Consider the following 18,375-nt stretch of genomic DNA (forward strand, 5'->3'; position numbering starts at 1 on the left):
CTAAATTTAAGATGTTACAGCTTTTTATTTTTCTTTTTTAGAGCATTGAATATTTTCTTTTTTAGCGCCAATAACTCTTCTTTTTGCTCATTTAACTGCTCTTCAAGCTCATTAAATAATTTTTCAACTTTTTCTTTTTCAGTTTCTTCCTTCTCTTCCTCGCCATGAATAGAAATTGTTATTTCTCTTATTGAATCTAAATATTCTACTACGCTCTTTTCATCATCCGATAAAAAACTACCGTGCTCTTCAATCCATTCTTTATCTTTTTCCAAAAGTTCCTCACTTATCATTGAAATTAATGATTTACGGTATATTCTTTCAGAGTTGTTTTTTACTGTTTTCAAAAAGCTAAGCCAGCTTGAATTACTATTCTTTGATCCATTTTTTTTATCTAAAAACCTATGACGAATAAAAGGGTGTTCATTTTTTTTGAGTAATGAAATAACATCAATTATTGGTTTTAGTTTTTCAGTAGGTTTTTCAATCGGTAATCTTTCTCTTTTCCCCCATATTTCTAATATTATATTGCAGCATTCTCTTTGAAGGTTGTTTTTTTCCTCTTTAGACTCACACTTATCAATATCATTGATTAATTCAGCTAGATAATGAGCCAACCATCTTGCTAAGGTATTTCCTGTATAAACTAATTCTAATTCTTTTATTAGCTTCTTACCTAACTTTAAAATCTCTTCCTCTGAGTGTTTTGACTGTTCCATCCGCTTTTAATAAATAAATTTTAGTATGCTCCCAAGGCTGTTTCCTATTATCGCTCCTATATTGACTTTCCTTAAGTTGTTTGGTTATTTGACACTTTATAATCATATTCAAATTCTTCTTTTCCAAAATTTTCAAAATGAAATGAATATCAACTTTTAATATTTCTCCTGAACTTTCAATGTTCTTAACATCTCTATATCTACTATCACTTGTTTCATCCCAAAATTCTAATATAGATACTTTATCATCATTTATCTGAGCCATTTTTAAATCATCACTAAATTCAATTTGGAAAGCCTCTTGAACATTTGTTCCAAAAGTAATGATACTTTTACCTGTTCTTTTCGTTAGAGAATCATGCTTGTCTAAGCCATCATATATCGTGTCATTAACTTTTAACCAACTTTTAAAGATGAAATCGTTATTCTTAACCTCAAAACGCTCTCCATCATTTTCTATTGGAAAAGCATAATCATGCTGATCTTCTGCGCTCTGAAAAGCTCTTAATAAAGCTTCAGAACCTTTGACTGAAACTAGAGCTGAACGGATATAAACGGTTTCACTATTATCGCCAATATGACGTGTAAACCCAGCGTGAGGAATAATAAACCTTTCGTCATAAAATTCCGAAAAACCTATTTCTTTATCAAATCTACCTTCATGAATTGTATCTCTCCACTCTTTATCAAATTTATCATATTCATTTTTCCAAAACGTATCTAATAATGGTAATGGGTCTCGTAAATCTGAAGCCCAAAAATCATTCCAAGTGATGGCTTTGGATTTAAGCCAATAGTCCCAGGAATCGTAATCATCTTCGTCATCATAATATTTTACTAATTGAGGTTCTTTCTCTAGCAACTCATTTGCAGCACAAAACATAGCATGGTATTCAAAATAGGTGTCTAAACTTTCAACTTGTGGGTTGCTACCTTTTCTTTTATCTCTTAATCCCCAATCGTAATTTCGAGTATAATCATCTTTATTTATATCGCCTGTATATCCCCATTTTTCTACAATATATTTATCAGCTATATCTGCGACATCATATTCAGATAAATTAAAAATATCTCCAAGATTACTGTACCAATAAGGTAAGACATCCATACCATCAAAATCAAATCTCCAACTTTTATCTGAAGTCGAGTTATATCTTCTTTGCTTTCTAGAATACGATTCTTCTTTTACTTTATCAAATTTACTTACTAAAGCATTTTCAATTATTAGTTGTTCATCTTTATTGTAAATCTTATCATTATATTTTAATAAGTTCTGACAGACCCTTTTAATGAAAAAATTAATTAACACATGTGGTAATTCTTCATTTTGAAGTTCTTTGATGAAAAATTCTTTTAAGTCCACAAGTTTTTCAGGCACTTCAGCACTTACTCTATCTATTGCAATCCAAAGATATAATTTGGCCGATATCCAATAAAAAATGTATTCCTCATTCTGAAATGGACTACAATTGGTTTCATTTTGAGCTTTTATTAGATAGTTAAGAACACTCTTATTACCAAGATTAACTAGATTTCTTATACTATGAATTGCTTCCCATCTTAGTTCCTTATCTGGCAATCCTAGATATAATCGTAAAATATTTGCAATAGCTTCGTCGGTATCTGAAGGTGGCATCATCTTATCATTCCATAAGCCATCTCTAAAATCGAAATTTATGTTTTTATTCCATCTCGTTAAAACCCAATTAAAAATTTCGGTATTATCTTTTATAGTGAGCCTATGTTTGATTAAGAAAAATACACTATATATAGATTCATCAGTTAATACTTCTATCTTTTCTGGTAAAATTTCAAGAATGATTTCTCCTAATTGAGTTTCGTTAATATCAAACATTTTAGCAAACTCTAACAACTTACCGATACTAAGAGAATTACCATAATCAAAGTTTTCAAACCATGTTAGAATAACATACCTAAATTTCTCTTTTTTCCATTGTTTTAAAGAGGGATAATAACTCCATTCCTCTAGTCGTTCTTTAATAGCATCTTCAAACGAATAGAAACTTAAAAGCTCCGAGTCTATATCCACAATAGCATCCAATTGATTTGTATAATCCTTAGGCTGACAATTATTTTTTATCTCGATCAAAAAAATATCTATTTTCCATCTGTTAGAATAACTGTCGTTATTTTCAATTATAGTACTAATAGCTTTTTCCAAGTCTCTTGTCGAACTTATATCAATACCGCTAAGATCTATCTCATGAACATGTTTTTCTTTATCAAAATCATTAGAATATGTGCTTTCTTTTTCTTTTTCAATTGTTTCTCTAAAGTTTAAGTACGTTTCAATTTTTTGGATTATTTGCATTTCAACAAATGCGCCTGACTTAATTGCATTGTAAATATGATTTAAAGTACTTTTATTTTTATGAAGTAAGCAATCTCTATAAATTATTTCAACAAATTTAGTTTTACCTGTTATGTCTCTTGATTCATCGTATTTTGTTAAAATCATATCAAAAAGCTCAATCGATTCATCTGTATAATATTTATACTGATACATTGGAATTAACGAACCTGCTACAACATGATTAATCTTACCTTTCTTTAGAGAAAATTTTAAAATAGCAACAATATATTTAGACAAACTAATTACACCTCTATGATGCCATCTAGACGCTGTTGTAAACATTGAATTAAAATTGATATCCGAGATTCCATACAAAGCATTCTTAAAAGGAAAATGTTTTTTATCATAACCTTCTAGCATGTAATCACTATATTCTGTAAACCTAGCGTACTCATGGGCAAGTTTAGGATCTGGTTTTTCAAAACCTATCTTTGCTAAATCTGATAAACAACTGATTTTAGAAAAGACTTCAAAATCAATTTCTTCAGTAGCTTTTATAGCTTCATTAAAGTAATACTTACCAGAAGTAAAGTCTATCTTTCGGCTAATCAAAGCACATTTAATATAACTTTCTATTCTTTGTGATGAAGGGTTTGAACCAGTTTTAATTAGTTCATCAATTTCACTTAGTATTTTGAGATTTTTATTTAGAAAGCCTTTTGAGTATATTGTTTCTTCTACAATCCAAAATCTCATTGCTATTTTACTTGCGTTACTATCCAATGATGAAATGAGCAAATCTATTAAATCATTATTGTTAATTTTTACAGCAAAATTGGCTAATAGGCTAGCAAAATAATTTACTTTTTCTTGGTAACTATACCCATTTTCGTGCCTAAAACCAAAATCTCTAGAAAAAGACTCGCAAATATTACCAAACTTTTTTATTGCCTCTTCATTCGTGATTTTTTTGGATACAAAATCTATATTTAATTGAAAGATTGGTAGAATATGATTATAGAAACTAGTAAACTCTTTTTTCTCTCTTTCTAAAGAATTTTTCTTTTCATAATCCTCAATCTTTTCAAGATCGTCAAATTTATTTGGAAGTAAACTCTCGACAGACAATAATCCATTATCAATAAAAGCTTTTAAAGATTTGATCTTTAAAAATAGATTTATTTTGTTTGCATCATCATCGTTACCATGTCTTCGATAAAAGCTAGGAATATAATTTGGCAACTCATATTTAATATGCTTTAGAATACTATTTACCAACAATCTGTCAATATCATTAGATATCAATATCTCACAAAAATCGACAAGTATTTGTCTGAATTTAATATTGAACTTAATTATTTTTCTGGATAGCACTTTTTCAATTTCACTAGCAATTACCTTTAATTCAAAATCTTGATGTATCCCAAACTTAAAAGCCTTGGCAACAACAAATATCTTAGCATCAATTCTCAAAGATTCTATTTTAAACCATTTATTAACTTCAGTTTTATTACTTAATAAAAATAAGCTCTCAATTAAATAGTTTCCCCCAGACAACCTCACATCTCTAGGTGTCCAACTATTAATTGAACTCAATGCTTCGTCAACACCTACTAATCTTAAAACTGCTTCTGTGTAATAAGCTATATCCTTACTTGAAATAGGGTATTTATGTAAATCATCTTTCTTAACAGAGTCACTTCTCCAGTTAAGCCATTCTTTAGCTGTTTTTAAATGTTTTAAAGCAGCTTTTTGATTCTCTGTCTTCCTTGAATACACACCTGCTAACTTCATGTGAAATGAGCCAGCCCATGATTTTTCATCTGAATTGAGTTTTAGTTTATTAAGCGAAGTATCATCTCCAAATTCTGACACTAAATCGGGATAATCAATTAATAATGCAGTTAAGGCCTTCTCCTTTTTAGCTTCTTCGGCAGCGATAAATATGAGTTTAAAATAAGTTAAATTATCATCAACAGTATTAGCCACCTTCATTGCTAATCTAGTTCTACTTATATAAGTAGCTCTATTTTTTATTGGGTCCTCTGGAAGTAATAAGAACTTTCTCTCTAGAACTATATCCTTTAATAATTGGTTTTGTTTTGACTGAAAAAGTAAGTTGCCCAAATTAACTGAAGCATAGCTATCATTCTCTGCATTTTTAAGAAAAATTTCAGTTATTTGAGTTAGTCTTTCCTGACTTAGTGAATAATTATCTCGAATATAATTTTCAAAATCTTCATCTCGAAATTCAAAACTATTATTTTCATATATAAGTCCAGTCCAGACTTCAGATGATATATCTAATAGAAAACTTTGACCGACATTTAATATTTCTGATAAATAATTTATGGGTACAGGTCTTGGTAATCCAATTAAAAGGCTAAAAAAATCATCTATTATTATTTTCTCTTTATTAGATACCTTTTTTTTAGCTTCTTTAATCTTATCAAGAATAAGTAACTCTACTGTTTTTCCGTTTGGTTTTAAAAAATTTATAACTTCCTTTATACCTTTCTTCTTCAAATCGATTGAATAAAATTGAGCTCTAGGAATACCATTTGTGTATTTATGAAATTCAGAAATTTCTGTATCTGAAATGTCTGGAAAGTATTTTTTTATAAACTGAGTCGTTTCTTCTATACTAAATGGTTCTAACTCAATATCAATATAATCTTCTGGTAAATTAAGTGACTCTTTTCGATGTGTTCTAGTAGTCACTATTAAATTGCACCCTGAAGGTATTTCCATATTTAAAATATCATGTACAAAGCTTTTTTCTGCATTATTGCTAGCTGCTGTGATACTATTATCTGCTGCATCAATAATAATGGTAAGAGTAGCATTAATATCTCTTTGTTTTAAAATTTCTACGGCATGTACAATTCTTTTCTTGAATTCTTTCACATAAACATCACTCTGTAAAGGAAAATATGTTATCAAAAAATCTGTTCCTATTTTTTTAGCAATTTCGTTCGATATATGTGTTAATGCATTTTTATGTAAATGTCTATTATCTTCAGCATTTTGATATGAACCAGAACCATAGCAATCAAAGGTTATACATTCATTGCTATCTGGTAAGTAATTTTGTATTTGTTGGATTATGGTAGATTTTCCAATCCCAGCACCACCATGAATACATATTGGGATAAAATCCATGTTTGCAGCTATCTCAGAATTTATTGATTCTAATTGCTCTCTTAAAACACTATTCTTATTATCCTCCAAACTTTGAGAAACAGGGAATAAATTTTCTATACTGCCATCGTTAAATCCTAAATTTGCGATAACATCAGTAAGCGTAATTTTCCTCCTGCTTCTAGCTTCTGGCATCATTTTATCAAAAACTAAATCGCGTAATTGATTGTATTGAATTTTTGAATTGTATGTTGTTCTAGAAATAGCTTTATATTGTTGAATTTTCAGATTAAGCCTTGAATCTGTCCCACAATCGTCTAAATCTAGTATCCTTATAAAATCAGTAAATTCAGTTACTTTTAATCTGGAAGCAGCAAATAATTTTTTTAATGAATCGCTATTTTCAGGATTATTCTTAAGTACCGCATTAAAACTTACTTTTCCTTTCTTTTTAAGTAGATAAGCTTTGATATCATTAATAGTTTTGAGGTGATTAGTGTTAAAGTTTCTATTAGTGACTAATTTTATATGTACTTTTTTTAACACAGACTCTCTACCAAATTCATCTAAATAAATCTTGAATATATTTGCTAACCTATGAATTAATGAACCTTCAGTAGATTTGCTTTTTTTACCTAACCATAATTCTCCTAATGTATAATTCTTATTACTTCTAAGTGTACTATATTTTAACTGAGAGATAATAACTTTTTTCGCTTCAATATAATTATCCGCACCATAATATTCACTTAAATCAACTCCAAGTAAATTTTTCCCTGTTGGATCTAATTGCTCTGACTCTGACAATTCAACACCTTCAATGTTGATGGCCTTGACACCTAAGTCATTAAAGTTTAATAGTTCTAAAGACTTTTTTATCGTCCAAAGAATATGAAAATCATCTCCAGCACTAGAGATATCAGCATCTTGTATGTGCTTAATTTTGTTTTTACTCATTTAATCCACTAAATATTTTGATTAAAATAAGGATTTTAAAAAGTATTAAACGACAATAACTGATTAATTAATAAGAGCCTTACAACTTTTTAAATTTCTTATAAATCTCAAAGAATAAAGCTTTTACAATTTCCTTTATACTCTTTACAAGAGCAATCATAAACTCACTCATAATCCTAAAAATTTAATAATCGATTGAAGTATAACCAAAGCAACAGCACTTTGAGATTCTTCTTTAGTTAAATATATTGCCTCATCAGTTTGAGACAAAAACCCAAGTTCTAAAAGAATACTTGCACTACTGTTAGAACTATCTCGAAGCACTTGGAAGTTTCCATATTTCAATCCACGGTTTTTAATACCAAGTATATCAGCTAATCCTTTTTGTATAGTAAAACCTAAATAGGCGGATTCTTCAGCTTGCACTTCACTTTTAGGATGAATGAAAACCTCTGTTCCTGATGCTGTTCTGTTTATAGCTTGATTACAATGTATCGAAATAAATATATCAGCTTTAAGTTTTTTGGATAGTTCCGTTCTATCGCCTAGAGATATTAATGTGTCTGTATATCTAGTGAGATATAACATTAAAGGATTTTCAACTAACTTGTTATTTAGCACTACTATTTTAGAAGCAATACCCAAAGCAATATCTTTTTCTTTTATACCAGTTCTGGTTGTTGCACCAGCATCTTTTCCGCCATGTCCAGGATCTATAACTACAATAGGATTCCTTACTTGGACTTTACCATTTTGTGCATAAGTAATTTTTAAAAAAACTAGACAAAATAGTAAGAGTGTAATTTGATTTAATGTGCTCATAATAATCGTTTTAGATTACACAATATTCAAGAAATCAATCACTTCCTTAATAATCTTCAAAAGTTTAACACCAATTAGCGTTAAAATTTAGAGATTTTCTTCCATCAACTTCATTTCATAATAGATTTCACAAAATAAAATTAGAAACTGCCTCTACAGGCTAAACCAAATAATTATGAAAAAATCAATTTTTATCTTACTCGCATTCTTGCTAACATCAGCGTCAAGCTTTGCACAAATTGGTGGTATTGAAGATTCTGTAAACGATGTTTCAGATACCATTAGAACCATTTTCCCCATCATTCTTGGTGTCATCTTCCTTGTTGGGTTTCTATTTAATGCTGGTCATTTCTTTGGCGAAAACGCAGACCTTAAAAAAGGTATTACTCGTGTTTTAGTATTTGTTCTCATCGCTGGTGCTGTGGTAGGCATCTTCACTTACTTAATAACAATAGTTGTTTAATGAAGCGATACGAGGTCTATAAAAACATTAGGAAACGGGCGGTCATTTTTGGCTTGCCCATTTCCCTATTTGCCTTAATGATGGTTTCTATATTAGCATCATTATTAATTATCATCTTCTCTTTCAGTTTTGTGTTGATAATTGGCATTCTGATTTTCAATTCAGCCTTATATGTTGCCTTGACGCGCATAACCCACAATCCACAACTTTTTCAGATGGCAAAAGCCTTCCCAAGAATTATAAGCAACAAAAGAAATTCCGGCTTCGATTATGAACAAGATTAATATTTCAGCATATCAACCTATTGTAGATATTCAAGACCATATCGTATTTGCCAATAATGGCAATGTGGTTTTATGCTATGAAGGGAATCTGCCAGAAATCTATTCCTTGTCCGAAAAGGATTTTGAGGATATGCATGGTGCTTGGTTTCAAGCTTTGAAATCATTACCTATTGGAACTGTAGTTCACAAACAGGACATCTACCTTAAAAAAACGTATTCTTCAGAACAACTTCCAAATACCACCTTTTTAGAAAAAGCCACATACGAGCATTTCAAAGGGCGCGGACATATAGAGCACAAATGTTATTTGTTCTTCATTTTAACCAAAAACAAAGCTCTTAACAATCCAAAATACGTCAATCCCTTCAGAAAAATTTCAAAAGGCATTGTAAAAGAATTGGACGATAACATTAAGAGCTTCGCAAACGCTGTAATCGATTCGGTTTCCTTTGTAAATAACAGTAGAAAAATAGAATTTCTTCCATTAAAATCGGAAGATATTCAGCAATTAACAAGTAGTTATTTTAATGGTTTCAATGAGGGCTTTGATACCGATATTTTATTGGAAAAGAAAAGCGTCAATATAGGCGAAAACCATTTTGATGCGCTCGCCATCAACAGCGAATTATGCTTTGGCGAAAATGTTCAGAGCAGCAAAACCAATGAGAAATTCACTTCGGATGATTTTGTGTTTCATCAAGGATTTATCGATGGACTAGGACTTACACTTAATGAAAATCATATTGTTAACCAGATTCTATATTTAGATGATAAACAGAAATGGCGCAAACTACTCGATAAGAAAATAGAGGAACTCAATAAGAGTTCCAATTTTGGTTCACAGAACAAAGTGGTGCTTGGTAAAATTCAGCACATTTTGGACCAAATCAATGCAGATGATAATTCACGAATTGTACGTGGTCATCTCAATATTGTGTATTGGTCTAAGGATGCTAAAGAGTTAGATAAAATAACTTCCAAAATTAAAACCGAATTTAAGGAATTGGATATCATCCCTTACTATCCAAGAGGCGAAGAACGCAAAAATTACATCCTAAATAGTTACTGTTGCTTCTCTTCTAATTTTTCAAACAATGATTTATACGTAACCGATTTAAAACATGCGCTTTGCTTGTTCATCAATAATACCAATTACAAATCTGATAAAACAGGCATCATCTTTAATGACAGAGAACATAACATTCCGGTATTAAAAGATGTTTGGGATGAAAAAAAGAAACGCATCAAGGCTAGAAATTTTGCCATTTTCGCACCAACAGGCGAAGGCAAATCGTTCTTAGCCAACAACATTCTGCGCCAATATTTTGAAAGTGGTGTTCGTCTAGTAATTATAGATTTGGGTGGTTCTTACACCAAATTCGCCAAGCTCTATCCTGAAAAATATACCGTATTACGATATGAAAGCGGAAAAAACTTAGGTATCAATCCCTTTTACATTAGTGACGTAAAAGATTTAACACCTGAACGGTTAGAGGATTTATCTGTATTCCTTTTTGAATTGTTTGCTTCGGATTTAAAAGTAACTAAAGCGCAATCAGTTTCGGTTAAAAAGATACTGCGCCATTATTACAATAGCACTTCAGAAAATCATTCATTGGAAGGTTATTACAACTTTATAGAAAGGCACCAGGAAAATCTTCTGAGCACATTAAAAATCCATCCCGACTACTTTAATGTTACAAGCTTTCTGCATGTGATGTCTGAGTATGTTGGCGATGGTCTATATAGTTTTCTATTTGAGGTCAGCGAAGACCAAACTTATAAAATAGAAGACAAACGATTAATTGTTTTTGAACTCGACGAAGTAAAGGACAACAAGGAAATCCTGTCTGTAATGTTGAAGCTGATTAAATCTGCCATCCAAAGAACCATTTGGAAAAACAGAGCTGAAAAAGGTATCATCTTATTCGATGAGTTTGCTAAACAACTGAAGTTTGAAAACGTATTGGAAAGTGTCGAGTTCTACTATCAAGCCATACGAAAGCAAAATGGCGCCATTGGAATTATTCTACAATCCATTAATCAACTTCCGAATAATTCAACATCCGCAAGCATATTAGAAAACACTCAAGTTATCTACAGTCTGAATAATGAAAAAGGTTATGATGAACTGGTTAAAAGACTCAATCTTTCTAGCCACGACTTAAACCAATTAAAATCTATAAAAAACAATCTCTCTGGACAAAGAAAGTACACCGAAATGTTCATCAAAATCGGAAAGGAAAGCAACATTTTTAGGCTCGAAGTTCCTAAAGAAGTGTATGCAGCCTATTTAACCGATGGACGAGAAAATGAGGACATCATGAAGCTCTACGAAGAGCATCACGATATGCAAAAAGCAATAATTCAATTCACATCTAAAAATTAAAAGCAATGAAAACAATGAAAACAAAAATCAAAACAGTAGTAATCGGGTTAATCTTTAGTATTGCCTTTTTATTGCCTAGCGGTGCTACCGCCCAAGGTATGCCCACTTATGACAATACCAATTTTATCAGTTTGGTAAAACAACTTGTAGAATCTGGCAAACAGACAGCTCAAATGATTAAGTCTGTTAAATTTCTAAAAGATGCAAAAGAAGCCATAGAAAAAGTGTCAAGTGTGGTACAGCAACTCAGAGCGGTTGAGGAAATTGCGCAAAACAACCAGCGACTTATTCAGGTTATGCAAAACGATTTGCAAGACATTTTGAACTCGCCTTATATAAAACCTGAAGAAGTTACACGAATTGCAGAATCATTCGATGCGATAGTCCAAAACTCATTGGACACCGTTGAATTTATGGGCGAAATTTTATCCAGCGATAATCTTAAAATGACCGATGCCGAACGTGCAGAAGTTCTTAAAAAGAAGGAACAGGAATCCAAAGAAATGGTATCTAATATAACTACAAAAACAAAACGATACAGAGACATTATTTCCTTCAGAAAAATGCAGGATAAAGTCAATAATCGCGAAACAAACTATTAGAAATGACCGCAACCATCATTTTAGGAATTGGGCTAGAATATATCGACACGGTATTTCAAACCATACAGAACAGCAGTTTTTCGCAATATACCATTGCAGGAATGAAAACGCTTGCTGTATTGTTTTTCTTGGTCAATATCCTAAAAAAATACAATGAAGGTATTGCGGATAAAGATGGCTATTCTTGGGGATTGAGTCCAGGCGAACTCGCAAAGAATTTTGCTGTGGTGCTATTGGTTATTTTTTCAACGCAGGTGTTAGGGTTTTTCGATGGTATTTTAGTTGCTATTGAAGGACAATATCGAGGGACAGCACCTGCGTTATTACCATTGCAATTACAGGATTTACCGCTTGAAGAAGAAGTCGGTTTATTAGATGCTGCAAGTATGGCAATGACGTTGCTTTATGAAGCTTTAGTAACACCACTTTATGGATTCAAGATATTAGCTTTTATGCTGAGTACCATTTTATGGATTCTTGACCTGTTTATCTACCCTCTATTTTTAGCAGAACGCTTCTTTCTTTTAGGCATTATGCAAGCATTTTTCCCATTGGTTATAAGTTTAGCTGTATTTGAAAAATTCCGCTCTCTTGCCTACACATTTTTCAAACTCTATGCAGCAGTTTATATGTTAGTGCCAGCATTTTTTCTGGTCAATGTATTTGTCAATGCTATCTATACTGAAATAAACACCAACTTCTGGACCAACTTGTTTGGTACCGATTTTGGCCAGGGCTTTTTTGCATCTGTTGTTCAATTAGGCTCGGTAGGCTTTATCGTATTCCTGAAGTTCAAGTTATATAAACGCGCTACATCTTTCACTCTTAGATTGTTTACCAGCTAATTCAACTCACAATGAAAACACCTTACAAAAACATATACAACGTTCTAAAATTGAATCGATTTATCGTTTTGGCAGTAGTCGTTTGCGCATTGCTATCTAGTACTTTTTCGGTTTGGATGGCATTTAATACAAATAAAAATGCGATGAATAGTGCTTTTGCCATTAATACAGATGGCAGTATCATTCCGCTGAAACTCGTCAACCAAAAAGAAAATTTTAAGGTTGAAGCTTTGGCACATTTAGAACTGTTTCACAATTACTTCTATAATATTGATGCAAGCAATTATGAAAAAAATCTTAAAAAGGCACTTTGGCTTGGTAATAGTTCAGTCGATAACTTATATCGTCAGAAAAAAGCGGATGGTGTCTATAATCGATTATTACAATATTCATTAGTCCAAAAAGTACTAAGCATCGAGTCGCAGATAACAGAAAATAATGGTTCATATAGTTTTACTACCACAACCATTTTTGAAATCAATAGAGGTTCTATAATCGACACATATGAATTGGTTTCCACCGGAAACTTAATTATGGTTGACCGAAACTTCCCAAACAATCCGCACGGACTTTTAATTACAAATTATTTCGAAAACACTCTAAAAAAATTAAGCGATGAAAGTAGAAAAGAATAAAATCGTATTTATAGCAGTATTAGCTATTGTTTTCATATTCCTGATTTCCTATTCCGTAATGGTAATGGGCGATGACGAAAGCGAGAATGACAATCTTGAACAAACCTTAATACCAGATTTGGAAGAAAATCAAAAAGAGTATGATTCTAAGTTAGATGCTCTTAATGATTTAAAAGAAGTGCGTGAAAACAATGCACCCAGCATCTATGATGAAAAATTAATTGATTCTTTAGGCTATTACGATCCAGATCTTCCAGAACGTGAAAGAAAACGTATTGTAGATAGTATTTATGATGCAGGTAAAATTCAATACTCAGATAAAAAATATCAAAACTTCGGACAGAAGAAAGTCGAAAAGAAGCAACCTATAGAAATTGATTCTTCAGAAATACTTAGAGAACTTAAAATTCAAGCTAAAGAATTAGGCTTGGAACATCAACTGTTTTTTGCAGCTGCACCAAAACCCAATGAACTTTCTATTATTGGCAATACGGATGCTACCATTTACGTGGTTGTTGATGGCGACCAAATTGTAAAGGCAAACACCAGATTGAGAATGCGACTTACCAAAGCTGCAACAATCAACAGTAAACTAATGCCCAAGAACACACTTGTATTTGGTTTCATCAGCTTTCAACCCAATCGTGCTTTAATTGAAATTGAAAATATCAATCATCATCCCACAAAACTCAAAGCTTTCGATTTACAAGATGGTAGCGAAGGTATTTATGTGGAAAACAATTTTAGAGCTGAAGCGACAAATGAAGTTCTAGACGATGTTATTGGCGATATCAATATCCCAACTGTTCCGCAGGTAGGTGGTATTACAAAGGTACTAAGACGTAGTAATCGAAATGTAAAGGTTACTGTACTGAATAATTATAAACTTATTCTAAAACCAAAATTATGACCCATAATGGGTATTTAAAAACGCACTCTTATGAAAAAATATATCAACATTTTGACTCTAATTATTGTTTCCGTTTCTATGAATGCGCAAACAACAAACATTCTTGACACTATTTATGCTAATGACACCAAAAATGTGGCTCTCTTTTTTCCTGAGCCTATACGTCAAGGTATAACAGGTTCAGAAAATTTCGTATTTACCTACAATCGAGAAAAAGAACAATATTTCGGCTTACTGCAAGCTAAACAAGGAAAAGAAAGTAATCTACTGGTAATCAACAGAAATGGCGCAATTTTTTCGTATATTGTAAGGTACAAAGCGCTGCTTTCAAAGCTCAATTATTTTATCCCGATGACAAGTAGTATTGGGAATGAAAAACCAAAAGTCAAAGACTCAATTCAGACTGAAACTTTTGAAAAAAAGATTGATAACAGTACGTATTATTATCAAAAATTCTGCTCTTATCTTCTCGATAGAAGACAATATCTAGGAAGATATACAAGGCGAAATAGCGGTGTTATCATGAGGCTTGAAAATATTGTTTTTGATAAAGAAGAGCTCTACTTCGTTATTCAAATTAGGAATAATTCTACTTTGGATTATGATTTGAATTTCCTTAACCTTTCCGTTGAAACACGACAAAAAGGAAAAAAGAAATCTTTACAACGTTTGTACATAGAGCCTATTTTTAAACATCATCTGCCTTCTAAAATTGTGGTAAATGAAACGGTAAGATTTATATATGTTATGCCTAAATTTTCGTTATCTAATGACAGAAGAGTAGTTTTAGAATTAAATGAGAAAGATGGCGAACGAAATATTGAAATGAAAGTATCACATAAATATATCAATAACCCAAATTAATAATATCATGAAAAAAATAACCGTTTACTCACTTGTAGTCTTATTTATTTCCTGTGCTGGAACAACTAATTCAGATCCTGCATCGGTAGCAGAAATCGTTGCAGAAAGCTTTTATCAAGGTAAAGAAGCCACGCTTAAAAAGCATACAACACCAGAAGGTTTTTCCACATTTTCCAATCTTCAAAAAATGTTTGCTAAACCTAAAGGTTCAGAATCTAATTTTAAACTTATCGATGAAGTTACTGAAGGCGATGTCGCTTGGGTAAAATACTCGACCTCTTATGATAAAACACCAGGCATTTTTAAATTGGTAAAGCAAGATGGTGTTTGGAAAGTAACTGTAAGAGATCCTAAGGAAAAGGCGCCTTTGTAATTGTTTTGCGTTGTTCTTAAATCATTTGTAATGAGAGAAACCAAAAAAAATTTCTTGTAAAAAATTCCTTTTTTTTTAATTAGTTCACCTGTGTGATGACTTAATTAATCATCAGAAGATAATAATCCAAAAATCGATAACAATGCTGCACCTCCTAAAATCCAAGCCAAAGCATTTGGGTTTTTATCTATCTCCTTTTTTAATTCTGTTATTTTCTGATGTAGCAGATTAATTGCATTTTGAGGATAATTTCTATCAAAAATAATATATGGGCTTTTGAAATTTGGATCAATAGGAACGGTATTTTCAATCATCAAAATGGATGGCACATTAGATACATTTGCCAATTGCCACTCTTTTAAAACCCTGTCTCTTTCCTGACCTTGACCTGTGATTATTCCAATGAATAAATTTGATTTATTAATATTAACTTTTGTCAATGAACTCATTTCTAAATGAAAATCATTGCTCTGCGTAATTGTAACACCTTTTTTATAAAGTTCGCTAGAAAGCAAAGTCAAAAGGTACTGGTCTGTATCATTAATTGAATATGATATAAATGTTCTCATTTCGCTTTATTTTTAAAGGTTTGTATATACTCATAGTATTCTGGGAAGAAAAGTTCTTGAATTTTTTCCTGCAAAATAAGCTTTCTTAAAAATTGACTTCCATTCCAACACTCATAATGGTATTTGTCTTTGCATTGTTCATTTAGCCTTTCAAACAAATCAGTGACTCCTGAAGTTGCTCTTGTTTTACAAACAAGTAAATATCCTTGCGCATTATATGAATGTATTAAAGTAGGTATATTAATTGCATTGAGATGCGAAGGTGATACAGAATCTTCTCTAAACTTACATTGTATTACCCATTTTCTCTTGAAAATCTTAATATCATCAGAAAGGTTAAATTCAATGAGTATATCTCTACCTCCATCAGTTCCTTCTCCTGTTTCCTTCACAACAACATCAGTTATATTATTATCTGGTGATTCTTTTAATTCTCGAAAATACGATGCTGTTAACTCTTCAAAGATTTTATCATCTTCTATTTCGTCAAATGTTAATTTCATTTATAACTATTTTATTAAGAATTTATTTCGCTTTTATATTACACCTATATTTCCATTAAATTTTCTCTATCTTTCAAATAATAATATTTTTCCTTTCCTGAACTAAAATAAGCATTTCGAGTGGCTTTAAATTCCATTTTCTTCAAGTCTATATTCATTGTTAAAGCTCTTATTTCCCCACCATCTTTGTGTTGAATAATAAATGTTGAAATTGTAAATCCGTGTTCGGACAATCCTGTAAAATATTTAATATCAATTATTTTTGAGCCAGGTTCAAAACCTTTCTTTATCATTTCTCTTGTGATATGGTCTTTACCATAATCAAATATGACTTGAATATCGTTTAAACGTTCTTTCCTTTCAGCCTCAGATAGTTTTGTCCACATTCGATAATCGTCCATAAACATAAACTTCGTTTTCCTAATTAAATCTGAAGCTTCAAATTTAGATTCATCTTTCGATAAGTTTTGAACATTAGTTTTATTTCCTTTTTTCTTTTTTGAAATCAGTTTATAAATCCAATAGAATGGAAGTCCGAGAAAGAATAATATTAATAAAATAAGTAGAATTCCTGTCATTGGTTATTTACTCATATTAATTTCCCAATACCCTCTAGTACCATCTTTTCGTTCTAAATAGCCTTTTTCTTTAATAGCATTTATATGTTTACCAACAGCAGATTCATTGATACCTAAAACTTCAGCTATTTCATTATAAGTTATGGTTTTATTTTCAGCAATTAGTTTAAGTACTTCTTTTTGCCTTTTAGTCAATTTAGAATTATCGTCTATTTCACTACCTATTACACCACCTATTACACCACCTATTGCACCACCTTCTTGACCCCCTTCTCCATTATCTTCTTTATCATCTACTTTAGTAGTAAGTTCTTTAGTAACAAAAGCCATTCTAAGAAAGTTTTCAGAAAAATTAAAACTCTCTTTACCATAGTGATCTAAAATACGTGGAATACCAGAACCTAGTTGCTCTACTAACTCCAAGTCTTTAAATATGCGCATCAGTTCTTTGTTACGAGGGACTGAAAACCCTTCAAAAAATTCTTGCTGACTCAATCCTTCAGGTAAACCTCCAGCAGATGTAATTTCAATTCTATCTGAAAAAATCTCAAACTTGGGCGGTACTTCATTGGTATAATCATTATGTACAAAAGCATTAATAATGGCTTCACGTAATGCAATAGGATTCCATAGGTGGCTTTGTTCTCTCTCCTTTGAAGTGATTTTTGTAGCTATTCTATTTTCTACAGCAATTTTATCTATGACTTGTTTAGTTGCCTTTGCTAAACACTCATTGCCATACTCATTACTTTCTATTAAATCTGTTCGATTTGTACCAGAATATTTAGCAACTTTAATAGACGTATTATTCTTATCAGCCAAAAGATAAGCTGCATAATTATATGCGCCATCTTCAGTAAGTAGTTCTAAATTTTTAGCAAATGCGTTGCCTAGTTTATAGCCTGATTCTTCATAATATATTTTCAGTTGGCTAAAAGTCAAGTCTTGTGTCGTTGCTTTGATTTTACTTATTGAATTTCGAGTACGTTTAGAAAAAAGCGTATCAATCATTTTTTGAGGCATTGGTTCTGCAGCAGTTCCAATTCGTATAAAGCACCCCTTTTCACTCATACCATATTTTCTTAAATGATATGGTTTTTCTGGTCCACTTGCTACAATAATTTTTATGATATCCTTACCCTCACGTTCTTCACTAACAATATCAAATAAGCCTAATGCAGATGGTTTAATATTGTGTTTCAACCGATCCTTTATCTTTAATTGGTCACTATCTGAATCTACCAAACCATAAGTTTTTCCTGTTTTATCAATACCTATATAGATAATGCCACCTTCACGATAGTTCAGAAAAGCAATGACTTCTTTTTCTAATCCTTCAGTAAGCTCTTGTTTGTATTCTATACGATTGGTCTCGGTCATGAAAATTGAAATGGTCTAACTAATTAC

The 18,375-nt window shown here is 31.4% G+C and carries 15 protein-coding genes; 8 read left to right on the forward strand and 7 right to left on the reverse strand.

The genetic code is table 11. The features are described from left to right. Positions 1 to 14: 14 nt before the first annotated feature. The 3 genes from KCG49_RS10235 to KCG49_RS10245 form a co-directional block, all read right to left on the reverse strand. Positions 15 to 719 carry a hypothetical protein gene (locus tag KCG49_RS10235; protein WP_218546317.1) on the reverse strand — a complete coding sequence of 235 codons (705 nt, stop codon included), beginning with the start codon at positions 717 to 719 and terminating at the stop codon, positions 15 to 17. Next, positions 673 to 7,131, reverse strand: coding sequence for an NACHT domain-containing protein (locus tag KCG49_RS10240; RefSeq protein WP_218546319.1), 6,459 nt, complete (start codon positions 7,129 to 7,131; stop codon positions 673 to 675). The genes KCG49_RS10235 and KCG49_RS10240 overlap by 47 nt, the downstream gene beginning before the upstream one ends. Before the next feature lie 168 nt (positions 7,132 to 7,299). Then, positions 7,300 to 7,953 carry an N-acetylmuramoyl-L-alanine amidase family protein gene (locus tag KCG49_RS10245; RefSeq protein ID WP_218546320.1) on the reverse strand — a complete coding sequence of 218 codons (654 nt, stop codon included), beginning with the start codon at positions 7,951 to 7,953 and terminating at the stop codon, positions 7,300 to 7,302. A 175-nt stretch (positions 7,954 to 8,128) separates the two neighbouring features. On the opposite strand from KCG49_RS10245, the gene KCG49_RS10250 reads away from it, so the two are divergent. From KCG49_RS10250 to KCG49_RS10285, 8 genes are all read left to right on the forward strand, one after another. Then, complete coding sequence (locus KCG49_RS10250) at positions 8,129 to 8,416, forward strand: hypothetical protein (protein ID WP_218546322.1); 288 nt, start codon at positions 8,129 to 8,131, stop codon at positions 8,414 to 8,416. A 270-nt stretch (positions 8,417 to 8,686) separates the two neighbouring features. Beyond that, entirely contained in the window at positions 8,687 to 11,089 is a 2,403-nt protein-coding gene (locus KCG49_RS10255; protein ID WP_218546324.1) for a TraG family conjugative transposon ATPase, read from the forward strand. Positions 11,090 to 11,103: 14 nt separating this feature from the next. Then, positions 11,104 to 11,691, forward strand: coding sequence for a conjugal transfer protein (locus tag KCG49_RS10260; RefSeq protein WP_218546325.1), 588 nt, complete (start codon positions 11,104 to 11,106; stop codon positions 11,689 to 11,691). A 2-nt stretch (positions 11,692 to 11,693) separates the two neighbouring features. After that, complete coding sequence (locus KCG49_RS10265) at positions 11,694 to 12,536, forward strand: hypothetical protein (RefSeq protein ID WP_218546326.1); 843 nt, start codon at positions 11,694 to 11,696, stop codon at positions 12,534 to 12,536. Between the two features lie 11 nt (positions 12,537 to 12,547). Then, positions 12,548 to 13,171 carry a conjugal transfer protein TraK gene (locus KCG49_RS10270; RefSeq protein ID WP_203255954.1) on the forward strand — a complete coding sequence of 208 codons (624 nt, stop codon included), beginning with the start codon at positions 12,548 to 12,550 and terminating at the stop codon, positions 13,169 to 13,171. After that, complete coding sequence (gene traM / locus KCG49_RS10275; RefSeq protein ID WP_218546327.1) at positions 13,152 to 14,081, forward strand: conjugative transposon protein TraM; 930 nt, start codon at positions 13,152 to 13,154, stop codon at positions 14,079 to 14,081. The genes KCG49_RS10270 and traM overlap by 20 nt, the downstream gene beginning before the upstream one ends. Before the next feature lie 30 nt (positions 14,082 to 14,111). After that, positions 14,112 to 14,945, forward strand: coding sequence for a DUF4138 domain-containing protein (locus KCG49_RS10280; RefSeq protein ID WP_218546328.1), 834 nt, complete (start codon positions 14,112 to 14,114; stop codon positions 14,943 to 14,945). A gap of 7 nt (positions 14,946 to 14,952) precedes the next feature. Beyond that, positions 14,953 to 15,318: a hypothetical protein gene (locus tag KCG49_RS10285; protein WP_218546329.1), complete on the forward strand. Its 366-nt coding sequence runs from the start codon at positions 14,953 to 14,955 to the stop codon at positions 15,316 to 15,318. Between the two features lie 104 nt (positions 15,319 to 15,422). Here the strand turns inward: KCG49_RS10285 and KCG49_RS10290 are convergent, their stop codons facing one another. From KCG49_RS10290 to KCG49_RS10305, 4 genes are read right to left on the reverse strand one after another with little or no spacing between them, the layout of a single operon-like run. Further along, complete coding sequence (locus tag KCG49_RS10290; RefSeq protein WP_218546330.1) at positions 15,423 to 15,887, reverse strand: hypothetical protein; 465 nt, start codon at positions 15,885 to 15,887, stop codon at positions 15,423 to 15,425. Then, a complete protein-coding gene (locus KCG49_RS10295) occupies positions 15,884 to 16,390 on the reverse strand; it encodes a restriction endonuclease (protein WP_218546331.1) in 507 nt (168 codons plus the stop codon). The genes KCG49_RS10290 and KCG49_RS10295 overlap by 4 nt, the downstream gene beginning before the upstream one ends. A 44-nt stretch (positions 16,391 to 16,434) precedes the next feature. Continuing rightward, the gene (locus tag KCG49_RS10300; RefSeq protein ID WP_028283572.1) at positions 16,435 to 16,968 is read right to left on the reverse strand and encodes a hypothetical protein; all 534 of its coding nucleotides are present in this window, start codon (positions 16,966 to 16,968) and stop codon (positions 16,435 to 16,437) included. 3 nt (positions 16,969 to 16,971) lie between these two features. Beyond that, positions 16,972 to 18,348, reverse strand: a complete 1,377-nt coding sequence (locus tag KCG49_RS10305; RefSeq protein WP_218546333.1) for an RNA-binding domain-containing protein — start codon at positions 18,346 to 18,348, stop codon at positions 16,972 to 16,974. Positions 18,349 to 18,375: the final 27 nt, after the last annotated feature.

It is taken from the genome of Winogradskyella luteola, assembly GCF_019203985.1.
Taxonomy (GTDB): domain Bacteria; phylum Bacteroidota; class Bacteroidia; order Flavobacteriales; family Flavobacteriaceae; genus Winogradskyella; species Winogradskyella luteola.